Consider the following 9,977-nt stretch of genomic DNA (forward strand, 5'->3'; position numbering starts at 1 on the left):
ACCACCCAGCAGAGCAGGAGAACATCCGTGGAAGGGAACGTCAGCATGACCAGCGAATCGCTCCAGCCCGTCTCGGAACCGGCCCGCCGCACGGTCGTGGCGGCGGTCGGCGCGACGGGCCTCGCCGTCGCGCTGACCGCGTGCGGAGGCTCGGACGACAGCTCCTCCAGCTCCACCGGCTCGCAGAACGACAGCACAGCCGGCAGTGGCGGCACGGCGAGCAGCGACAGCACGGCCGGCGACGGCAGCACGGGCGGAGGCGGCGCCGTCGACAGCGGCTCCGGCGGCACGGTGCTGGCGAAGACCTCCGACATCCCCGAAGGCGGCGGCAAGGTCTTCGCCGACCAGGGCGTGGTGGTCACCCAGCCGTCCGCGGGCACGTTCAAGGCGTTCTCGTCCAAGTGCACCCACCGGGGCTGCGCCGTGAACGGCATCGCCCACGGCGTGATCACCTGCCCGTGTCACGACAGCGAGTTCTCCGCGACCGACGGCAGCGTGAAGAAGGGGCCGGCGACCCAGGCGCTGCCCGCCGCGAAGATCACGGTGTCCGGGAACGAGATCAAGCTCGCCTGATCCCGCGCCCGCTCAGGCCGGTGGCATCCGGTGCCGTGGCGCGAGACAGGCGAGCACCTCGTCCGTGGTCGCGACCGTGGCGACCAGCGCGAGGGTGTCGCGGATCATCGCGGGGGTGTGGTCGGGGGGTACCCCCGCGATGGCGTCCGCGGGCACGACCGCGGTGCAGCGGCGGTTGACGGCGTCGAAGACGGTGTTCGGGATCGCCACGTCGGTGCAGACCCCGGTGACGATGAGGGTGCGGCAGCCGCGGTTGCGCAGCAGCACGTCGGCCTCGGTGCCCGCGAGGGGCGACAGGCCGTGCAGCCGGCGTACGACGAAGTCCTCCTCCGTGACCTCGACGGGCGGCGCGACGCGGACCGCCGTGGTGCCCGAGAGCTGCCGCACCGGGAGCGGGACGCCCCCTACTTTTCTGACGTGATGTCAGGGAATCTTTCTGGCACGACGTGGGAGAAGAAGAGGGGGCCGCATGACCGACACGCAGCGCCGAGGCCGGAAGATCATGATGTCACCCGGCGAGCTGGACGCGTTCCTCGCCACCCAGCGCACCTGCCGGTTGGCGACCGTCTCGGCCGACGGTTTCCCGCATGTGAGCGCGCTGTGGTTCGCCTGGGACGGCACCTCGTTGTGGCTGTACTCCGTGGTGCGCAGCAAGCGCTGGGCCGATCTGCGCCGCGATCCCCGGGTCGCCGTCGTCGTGGACGCGGGCGAGGAGTACGAGCAGCTGCGCGGCGCCGAGCTGTCCGGCACGATCGAGTTCGTGGGCGAGAGCCCCCGCACCGGGCGGCTGTGCGCCGAACTCGACCTGCCGGAGACCCTGTTCGCGCGCAAGAACTTCGGGCTGGAGGAGATGCCCTACGACGGCCGCCACGCCTGGCTGCGGCTGACCCCGACGAAGATCGTCTCCTGGGACTTCCGCAAGCTGGGCGCGCGGTAGCCCGCCCGGCGGCGGCGCCCGTGGCGGTCATCCGGCCGCCACGGCCTGTCCGGCCGCCTGGAGGGCCGCCACGGCCGCCCGGATCGACGGGCGCCGGTCGGCGTCGGCGCGCCAGACCACGTAGACGTGTCTGCGCACCTGCTGCCGCAGGGGCACGGTCACCACGCCGGCCGGCACCGGATCGCGCCCCAGCAGCGGGGCGATGCACACACCGAGCCCGGCGGCCACCAGGCCCAGCTGGGTGTGGGTTTCGGCGGCCCGGTGGCCGATGCGGGGTTCGACGCCCTTGGAGCGCAGGGTGAAGACAAGCCACTCATGGCAGAACTCGCCCTCGCCCCAGGTGATCCACTCGTCGTCGGCGAACTCCCCGAGGTCCGCCTCCGGCCGGCCGGCGAGCCGGTGCCCCACGGGCACCGCCACGTCGGCCGGATCGTCCAGGATCGCCGCCTTGACGAGCCCGGCGGGCAGCGGCATCGGCTTGTTGTACCAGTCGAGGACGAGCGCGAGGTCGAGATCGCCGCGCATCACGCCGGCGACCCCGGCCTCGGGCTCCAGCTCGGACGACCGCAGACGCAGGGTGGGGTGGTCTGACCGCAGGGCGGCGAGCGCTGTCGGGAAGAGCCCGCGCGCCGCGGTCGGGAAGGCCGACAGGCGCAGCTCGCCGGTCACCTGCCCGCGCTGTGCCTCCAGATCGGCCTGCGCCAGCTCCACCTGCGACAGGATGCGCGCCGCGTGGTCGGCGAGGAGCCGGCCCGCGTCCGTGAGCCGCACGCCCCGGCCGTTCTTGGCCAGGAGCCGCTGTCCCACCTCGCGCTCCAGTTTGGCCATCTGCTGGGAGACGGCCGAGGTCGTCACATGCAGTCCCTCGGCCGCACCGCTGACCGAGCCATGCCGGGCGAGGGCGTCGAGGGTGCGCAGGCGCTCGAGGTTCAACATGTAAGCGATGCTACGAGATATCCCGTGCGAAATCTCGATTGTGCTACGACATTGACTGCGCCATCGTTACGGCCATGAAGGCCGTCGCCACCCACCGTGCCACCACCGACACGACCGTCGCTCCCCGCCGCCGGGCCGCCCTCGACTGGCGGATCCGCTTCGGCGTTCTCTCGCTGATCTGGGGCTTCAGCTTCCTCTTCATCAAGGTCGGCACCCAGGCGTACGCCCCGTTCCAGGTCACGCTCGGCCGCCTGGTGTTCGGGACGGCGGTACTCGCCGCCGCGATGGCCGTCAAGCGCGAACGCCTGCCGCGCGGCGCCCGCACCTGGGGCCACCTCACCGTCGCGGCGTTCCTGCTCAACGCGCTGCCGTTCTCGCTCTTCGCCTACTCGGAGCTGACGATCCCCTCCACGCTCGCCGGGATCTGCAACGCCACCTCACCGCTGTGGGGCATGGTCCTGTCGCTGGTCGCGCTCTCCGAGGACCGGCCCACGCGGCGCCGGGTCGCGGGGCTCGGCATCGGCTTCCTGGGCGTGCTCACGGTGCTCGGCGCCTGGCAGGGCTTCCACGGCCTGGACGCGACGGGCACGGCGATGGCCCTGCTCGCCTCGCTCAGCTACCCCATCGGCTGGATCTACGTGCGCCGCACCCTGGCCGGCACCGGCCACTCCCATCTGTCCCTGACCGGCGCCCAGCTGTTCCTCGCCACGGTCCAACTGGCTGTGATCACCCCGCTGTTCACCACCCTGCCCAGCCGCTTCCCGCTGCTCCCGCTGCTCGCGGTCGCGGCCCTCGGCGCGCTGGGCACCGGACTCGCCGTGCTCGTCCAGTACGGCCTGGTCGCGGAGGTCGGCCCCACCACGGCCCAGATGGTCACGTACTTCATCCCCGTCATCGCCACCGCGGCGGGAGTGGCGGTCCTGGGCGAGTCGCTGACCTGGTCCACCCCGGTCGGAGCGGTGATCGTGCTGGCGGGCGCGGCACTGACCCAGTCCCGCACCAGGCCCGGCACCGGGAACGGAGACTAGTGCCGCGGCACTGGAAACCAGCTAGACATAGCTGCGGGCCGGACCCGGGCCCAGGGCGGAGGCGACCGCGTCCGCCAGCGGTCCGGTGTCGTCCTGCGTCAGCGCCGAGACGGTGATCCGGATGCCGGGCGGGGCGCTCATCCGGAAGTGGGCGCCGGGGGCGACGGCCCAGCCCGCGTGCAGCAGCCGCGCGACGACACCGGTCTCGTCCGGTACCGGGACCCACACGTTCATCCCGCTGACCCCGTGGGCCGCGACACCGCGTGCCGCCAGTGCGCCGATCAGTGCGTCGCGACGCCTCCCGTACGCCGCCGCCACCGCCCGCGGGTCCACCGCGCCGTCGGCCCACAGCCGCACCAGGGCCCGCTGCAGGATCCGGCTCACCCACCCGGGCCCCAGCCCCTGCCGCCCCCGGACCCGGTCCACGGTGACGCTGTCGCCGGTGAGCACGGCGAGCCGCAGGTCGGGGCCGTATGCCTTGGCGGCCGAGCGCACGAAGGCCCAGTGCCGGGTGACCCCGGCGAGCGGATGGAGGGGCACGTCGACGATCCCGTGACCGTGGTCGTCCTCGATCAGCACGGTTCCGGGGTGCTCCCGCAGTACGGAGCGCAGGGTACGCGCGCGTGCGGCGCTCACCGCGGCGCCGGTCGGGTTCTGCGCCCGGTCCGTGACGATCAGCGCCCGGGCCCCGGCGGCCAGGGCGTCGCGCAGGCCGTCCGGGAGCGGTCCTTCGTCGTCGACCGGGACCGGAGCCGTGCGCAGCCCGAGAGCCGGGACGAGGTCGAGGGTCCTGCCCCAGCCCGGGTCCTCGACCGCGACCGTGTCCCCCGGTCTCAGATGGGCCGCGAGGACCCGTTCGACGGCGTCCAGCGATCCGGAGACCACGGCGAGCGGTCCGTCCGGCACCCCGTCGGCGTCGAGGCCGGCCCGTGCGAGGCGGGCCAGTTCCGGCTCCACGGGGACGTCTCCGTACAGCACCGGGGCGCGGTCGCCCTCGGCCGCCGCGGCCGCGAACGCCCGCTCCAGCGGGGGCAGCAGCGCGGGGTCCGGATTCCCGCTCGACACATCGCGCACCCCCTCGGGCACGTCCACCCGGATGTGGTCCCGGCCCGTCGTGGCCGGCGCGGACCGCACCCGGCTGCCCCGCCGCCCGGCGGTCTCGATGACCCCGCGTTCACGCAGGACGCGGTACGCGGCGGCGACGGTGTTGGGATTCACCCCCAGCTCGGCCGCCAACTCCCGCAGTGGCGGCAGCACGTGCCCCGGCCGCAGGTCTCCGGAGCCCACCCCACGCTCGACGCTCGCCGCGATCTCTGCTGCGCGCCGCCCCTCGATCCGATATTCTCCTAGCACAAAACAGATTATGCACTAGTTCAATCAGGAGCGCCCATGCGAGGGACCCCGCAGCCGACGTCGCCGCCCGCCGCCTACACGCCGACCGACCGCACCGTCCCCACGCGCTCCGCGGAGCGCGCGTCGTACGACAAGGAACTGGTGCACGCGATACTCGACGAGGGCTATGTCTGCCACCTCGGCTTCGTCCGCGACGGCGCGCCGGTCGTTCTGCCCACGCTGTACGGCCGGGTCGGCGAGCGGCTCTACGTCCACGGCTCGACGGGTTCGCGCCCGCTGCGGATGTCGGGCGCGGCGGACCCCGGGCTCGCGGTCTGTCTGACGGTGACGCACGTCGACGGACTGGTCCTGGCCCGCTCGGCCTTCCACCACTCGATCAACTACCGGTCCGTGGTGGTGCACGGCATCGCGCACCAGGTCACCGACCCCCAGGAGCGGCGGACCGCCCTGGACGCGCTGGTCGATCATGTGGTGCCGGGCCGCTCGCGCGACTCCCGTCCCGCCGACAAGAAGGAACTGGCCGCCACGGCCGTGATCCGGCTCGACCTGGACGAGGTCTCCGCCAAGGTGCGCACCGGCGGTGTGCACGACGAGCCCGAGGACCTCGCCCTCCCCTACTGGGCGGGCGTGGTCCCGGTGCGCAGGGAGTACGGCACCCCGCAGCCCGACGCCGATCTGCCGTCCGGCGTAGCACTGCCGGACTACCTGACGGCTCTGTGATGCTGATCCACCCCTGGGACGCACCCCATGACGACGCCGAGTGGCACCACTGGCTGGCCGAGCACGACTTCGGGCAGCTCGCCGTCAACGGACTGCCGGGCGAGCCGCCGTACGTCCAGCCACTGCACTTCGCCTACGACGCGGAGCGGGGCGAGGCCGTGGGCCACCTGGCGCGGCCGAACCCGCTCTGGGCGGCCGTAGAGGCGAACCCGGACGTGCTGCTCAGCGTGGTCGACGACTATGTGTACGTGCCGGGCCCCTGGCAGGCGGCACCCGGAGTCCCGTCCGAACACGGCGTGCCCACCAGCTTCTACGCGGCGGTCCAGCTCCGATGCACCGCCCGCATCGTGGACGACCCGGCCGAGAAGGCGGATCTGCTCAACCGCCAGCTCGGCCACTTCCAGCCGGAGGGGGGTTCAGCTCGCGCGGCGGCGGGTGAGGCCCCGTACGGCCGCATGCTGTCCGGCATCCGCGGCCTGCGGCTCGAAGTGACCGATGTCCGGGCGAAGTTCAAGTACGCCGGGAACAAGGCGGACCAGGTGCGGGACCGTATCGCGGCCGGGCTGGCGGGGCGGGGCGGCCGGGGGGACGCGGCGGCCCGCGAGCACCTGCTGCGCAGACGCGAGGCGTGAGGGGCCCGGGTGCGGGGCCGTCACCGGCTCCCGCACCCGAACGGCCACCAGTCGGCCAGACCCCCAGTCACCCGGGCCCGCCGGTGCGGCGCCGGTCGCGCCGCTCCGCCCAGGGACCGGTTCCGTCACACGAGCACCGGCTCCTCCTCCGGCGCCCGCACCCCGCGTGCCTCCGCCAGGGCGAGCCCCGCGACCGAGCCGAGCATCAGCGCGGTGCCGACGGCGGTCGCCGCCGTGAGCCGCTCGCCCAGCAGGGCGACGGCGAGCACCGCCGCGCTGACCGGTTCGAGCAGCATCACCACGGACACGGTGGCGGACCGTACGACGGCCGCGCCCGCGAAGTAGAGGGCGTAGGCCAGGGCCGTGGGGACCGCGGCGATGTACGCCACCATCCACCCAAGGCGTACCGGTTCGGCGGTGTGCGGCAGCAGCCCCTCCGCCAGGGCGAACGGCAGCAGAATCAGGGCGGTGACCGCGAACGCCGACACGGTGGTGCCGGACGCGTCGGCCGAGCCGTCGCGGCCCCACCGTCGGGTGAGCAGGGTCATGACCGAGTACCCGGCCGCCGACAGGACCGCGAGCAGCACGCCCCAGGGGCGCACGGTCGCGCCTCCGCTGCCGAGCACGAGCACCCCGAGCCCGGCGAGCGCTCCGACGACGGCACTCACTCCGCCCCGGCCGAGCCGCTCCCCCAGCGTGAGCCGGGCGCCGAGCGCGATGAGCACGGGGCCGGCGCCGAGGGTGACGACGGTCGCCACGGCGAGCCCGGTGGCCGAGACCGCCGCGAAGTAGGCGGTCTGGAAGACGGCGAGCCCGAGGCCGGTCGCGCCCGCCCGCAGCGCCCTGCGCCCCAGTGGTTCCGGCGCGGCGGGGCGGGCACGCGGGCGCAGCAGGCGGGCGGCGAGCAGCAGGACGAGCCCGGCCGCGCAGCGCCAGAAGGAGAGGGCGACCGGCCCCATGTCACTGGCCCGGTAGACCAGGGAGGCGGCCGCGCCCGCGGTGCCCCAGGCGACACCGGCGACGATCAGATACAGCAGGCCTCGCCCGACGGGCAGGCCGGAGGTGGCATTCGGCATGTTGTGGTCTCCGCAGATACGCAGAAGTTCGGGAAGGGCCCGCGCGTGTCGGGGCCGTGGACTTCTTCTGCGGGCAGCACCGTTCCGCCCGGCGGCGTGCCGGGCGTGGATTCCGGAGGGCCCGCCCTCAGGCGGCCGGAGGCGGAAGAACGAGTGCGTCCGAATGCATGATCGACACCCTAGGCGGCCGTACCGCGGGCCGACAACTCCCTTTCCGCGCTCCCGCTCGCGACCGGCTCCGGCGAACCCTTCGTGGGCGCCGAGGACTGGGCGATGAACGCGCCCACCAGGACGACCGCTCCACCGGCCAGTTGTGGCGCCGAGAGGTGCTCGCCGAGCAGCACCCAGGCCAGGACGGTGGCGATGACCGCTTCCAGGCAGGCCACGACGCCGGCCACCTGGGGAGAGAGCCGGCGCACGGACAGCACGCCGGTGACGTAGGCGAGGACCGTGGCGATCAGCACGATCCAGGCCAGCAGCAGGACGGCCGGGACCCGGGTGCCGTTCATGTCCGCGGTGCCGGCGAGCACGGACCAGTCCATGCTCCACGGGCGGGCGACGACGGTCAGGACGGCGGCCCCGACGAGCAGTCCGTACGCGATGACGCCGAGCGGGTCCGGGGCCCGCTCCCCCGCCTCGCTGCCCTGGTCGGCCAGGACGAAGTAGCCGACCTGGCAGCAGGCGGCGCCGAGCGCGAGCAGCACGCCGACGGGGTCGAAGCTCAGCCCCGACCACACCTCCACGACACAGGCGAGTCCGCCGACCGCGAGGACCACGCCGATCGCCGCGGCGCGGGTGACGGGCCGCCGCTGTACGAGGCGCACCCAGCCGAGCACGAGCGCGGGCGCGAGGTACTCGATGAGCAGGGCGACACCGACGGGGATACGGGAGAGGGCGGCGAAGTAGCAGGCCTGGACGCCGGCCACGGCGAGCAGCCCGAAACCGATGAGCAGCGCGGGGCGCTCACGCAGCAGCGCGCGGTGGCGCACGGCGAGCGGGAGCACTACGAGCGCGGCGCCCGCGACCCGCAGCCACACCACGTGGAGCGGGTCGAGACCCGCCTGGATCAGCGGCTTGGCCGCGACACCGGATCCCCCGAACGCGACCGCCGACGCAAGGGCGAGCCCCAGGCCGACGCCCCGGTCACGGTTGCCCCGAATCCCCTGAGACGTATGCATCGGCACATGATGGCAGGCGACGACATGAGCGTCACCCCCGGTAGCACCTGTCTCAGGTGCTGGACGTGACATCTGCCTCAGGGGACGGACGCAGCCCTGGCTCAGGGACCGGCTGTCGGGGCGCCCGGCTGGGATCCCGGGCGGGTCGGCAGCCGCGGGGGCGGGAGCACCGGCGGCCGCTCCCCGTCCCGGCTCCGGACCTCTCCTGTCCCCGGGAGCCCGTACTCCTCCACCACCGTCGCCGTCTCGATCCGGACGCGCAGGCTCGCCACGTCGGCGCCCGCGCGGCCGAGGACCTCGACGGCGCGCGAGTCCGGGTCCGCCAGGATCGCGGCGAGCAGGTCCAGCCCGCGCGCGCGGGCGGCGCCGCGCCGGGCCGCGCGCCCGTGGGCCGCGTTCAGGGCGCTCGCCGCCGCCGGCGACCAGCGTTCCGGTTCACCGAGCACCGGCAAGGCGCCGGAGTCCTCGACCGTGCTCTGCCAGCGCAGGCCGTAGCCGATGGCCCGCTGGACCAGGTAGCCGAGCAGCCGTGCGACCTGCGGACCGTCGAAAACGGCCCGCACTTCGGCGTCGGACTCCAACAGCGTGTGCAGCAGATGCGCCGTGTCGGTCTGCCGGTCGCCGTCGCGCACCGCCCTTCTGCGGGCAGCCGCGACCACCGCTGCCAACTCGGCGGTGAGCCTGGCATCGAGGTGGGTGGGGTGCGCGCCGGACTCGGTCGCCGGCCGCTGGGAATAACGAGGTGGCACATCCTCTACCCCATCAGTCCCGACCGCCCGGGTCATCCCCGGTGGGCAGCATCTTCGCATCCGACACAGGTTGGGGACGGCTGACCGGGTTCTCCTCCTTACGGATGAGATCGTGCCGTTTTCCCTGACGAACCGCGCGCCACCTTGCCCGGGGCCCGCCATGCGAACCTCCTCCGCATTTCCTGACGCCTCATTTCCTGACGCCTCATCACTGTTGAATGTTCGGGATCCCCCGGCCACCTTCCGCGACACCGTGGCTGCGCCCGCGGCGGCAGCCGACACCGAGGGGTGGTCGCATGGCCGCAGTCTGCGCGGAAGCGCACAGGGAGGCGCCCGCCGAGAAGGTGTGGGCCCGGCTGACCGACTGGTCGGCGTACGGCGACTGGAACGCGACCCACACCGCCTTCCCGAAGGGCGGCCCGCCGCCCTTCGGGAAGGCGGGACCTTCGAGGAGAACATGACCCTCACGGGCTTCCCGGCCGAGGTCGTCCGGACCGTCGAGGACCTGGCGCCCGGGCGTGTCCTCACCCTCCGCGGCACGGGTCCGACGGCCGTGACCGTCACCACGCGCTACACGCTGACGCCGGACGGCGAGGGCACCTCGGCACGCATCGACGGCGAGTTCACCGGTGCGGCGGTCTCCCTCGTGGCGGGCAAGCCGAAGGACTCGGCGACGGCCGCGCTGCACGAGTCGCTGCGCCGCCTCACGGCGCCGGTGTCCTGAGGCGGCGGACGCGGAAGGGGCCCCGCCGGGGGGTGGCGCCCGGCGCCGCGCCCGACGGGGAGGCGCCCGGG

10 protein-coding genes and 2 pseudogenes are annotated in these 9,977 nt (G+C 73.9%); 6 read left to right on the forward strand and 6 right to left on the reverse strand.

Going from position 1 to position 9,977, the window contains the following annotated elements:
- Window positions 1–45 precede the first annotated feature (45 nt).
- Window positions 46–573, forward strand: a complete 528-nt coding sequence (locus ACWD5Q_RS31875; protein WP_451430554.1) for a Rieske (2Fe-2S) protein — start codon at window positions 46–48, stop codon at window positions 571–573.
- Between the two features lie 12 nt (window positions 574–585).
- Here ACWD5Q_RS31875 and ACWD5Q_RS31880 read toward each other — a convergent pair.
- Window positions 586–966 (reverse strand): annotated as a pseudogene (locus ACWD5Q_RS31880) (isochorismatase family protein); the annotation flags it as partial.
- A gap of 76 nt (window positions 967–1,042) precedes the next feature.
- On the opposite strand from ACWD5Q_RS31880, the gene ACWD5Q_RS31885 reads away from it, so the two are divergent.
- On the forward strand, window positions 1,043–1,510 hold the full coding sequence (locus ACWD5Q_RS31885; RefSeq protein WP_451430555.1) for a pyridoxamine 5'-phosphate oxidase family protein: 468 nt from the start codon (window positions 1,043–1,045) through the stop codon (window positions 1,508–1,510).
- A 27-nt stretch (window positions 1,511–1,537) separates the two neighbouring features.
- Here ACWD5Q_RS31885 and ACWD5Q_RS31890 read toward each other — a convergent pair whose 3' ends face one another.
- Window positions 1,538–2,446 (reverse strand): LysR family transcriptional regulator, encoded by a 909-nt coding sequence (locus ACWD5Q_RS31890; protein ID WP_451430556.1) that lies wholly within the window; start codon window positions 2,444–2,446, stop codon window positions 1,538–1,540.
- 74 nt (window positions 2,447–2,520) lie between these two features.
- Here ACWD5Q_RS31890 and ACWD5Q_RS31895 point away from each other — a divergent pair, with 74 nt between their 5' ends.
- Complete coding sequence (locus ACWD5Q_RS31895; protein ID WP_451430557.1) at window positions 2,521–3,474, forward strand: DMT family transporter; 954 nt, start codon at window positions 2,521–2,523, stop codon at window positions 3,472–3,474.
- Window positions 3,475–3,495: 21 nt separating this feature from the next.
- On the opposite strand, the gene ACWD5Q_RS31900 is transcribed toward ACWD5Q_RS31895, so the two are convergent.
- Entirely contained in the window at window positions 3,496–4,827 is a 1,332-nt protein-coding gene (locus ACWD5Q_RS31900; protein ID WP_451430558.1) for an aminotransferase class I/II-fold pyridoxal phosphate-dependent enzyme, read from the reverse strand.
- 36 nt (window positions 4,828–4,863) lie between these two features.
- Here ACWD5Q_RS31900 and ACWD5Q_RS31905 point away from each other — a divergent pair, with 36 nt between their 5' ends.
- Window positions 4,864–5,547, forward strand: a complete 684-nt coding sequence (locus tag ACWD5Q_RS31905) for a pyridoxamine 5'-phosphate oxidase family protein (RefSeq protein ID WP_451430559.1) — start codon at window positions 4,864–4,866, stop codon at window positions 5,545–5,547.
- Window positions 5,547–6,179, forward strand: coding sequence for an FMN-binding negative transcriptional regulator (locus ACWD5Q_RS31910; RefSeq protein ID WP_451430560.1), 633 nt, complete (start codon window positions 5,547–5,549; stop codon window positions 6,177–6,179). Before ACWD5Q_RS31905 ends, ACWD5Q_RS31910 begins: the two co-directional genes overlap by 1 nt.
- A 125-nt stretch (window positions 6,180–6,304) precedes the next feature.
- Here ACWD5Q_RS31910 and ACWD5Q_RS31915 read toward each other — a convergent pair whose 3' ends face one another.
- The 3 genes from ACWD5Q_RS31915 to ACWD5Q_RS31925 form a co-directional block, all read right to left on the reverse strand.
- Window positions 6,305–7,255 carry a DMT family transporter gene (locus ACWD5Q_RS31915; RefSeq protein WP_451430561.1) on the reverse strand — a complete coding sequence of 317 codons (951 nt, stop codon included), beginning with the start codon at window positions 7,253–7,255 and terminating at the stop codon, window positions 6,305–6,307.
- A gap of 179 nt (window positions 7,256–7,434) precedes the next feature.
- Window positions 7,435–8,439, reverse strand: coding sequence for an EamA family transporter (locus ACWD5Q_RS31920; protein WP_451430562.1), 1,005 nt, complete (start codon window positions 8,437–8,439; stop codon window positions 7,435–7,437).
- A 95-nt stretch (window positions 8,440–8,534) separates the two neighbouring features.
- Entirely contained in the window at window positions 8,535–9,182 is a 648-nt protein-coding gene (locus ACWD5Q_RS31925; protein WP_451430563.1) for a Clp protease N-terminal domain-containing protein, read from the reverse strand.
- Between the two features lie 296 nt (window positions 9,183–9,478).
- Between ACWD5Q_RS31925 and ACWD5Q_RS31930 the strand changes: the two are divergent.
- Window positions 9,479–9,906, forward strand: a pseudogene (locus ACWD5Q_RS31930) (type II toxin-antitoxin system Rv0910 family toxin).
- Window positions 9,907–9,977: the final 71 nt, after the last annotated feature.

It is taken from the genome of Streptomyces sp. NPDC002513, assembly GCF_053595355.1.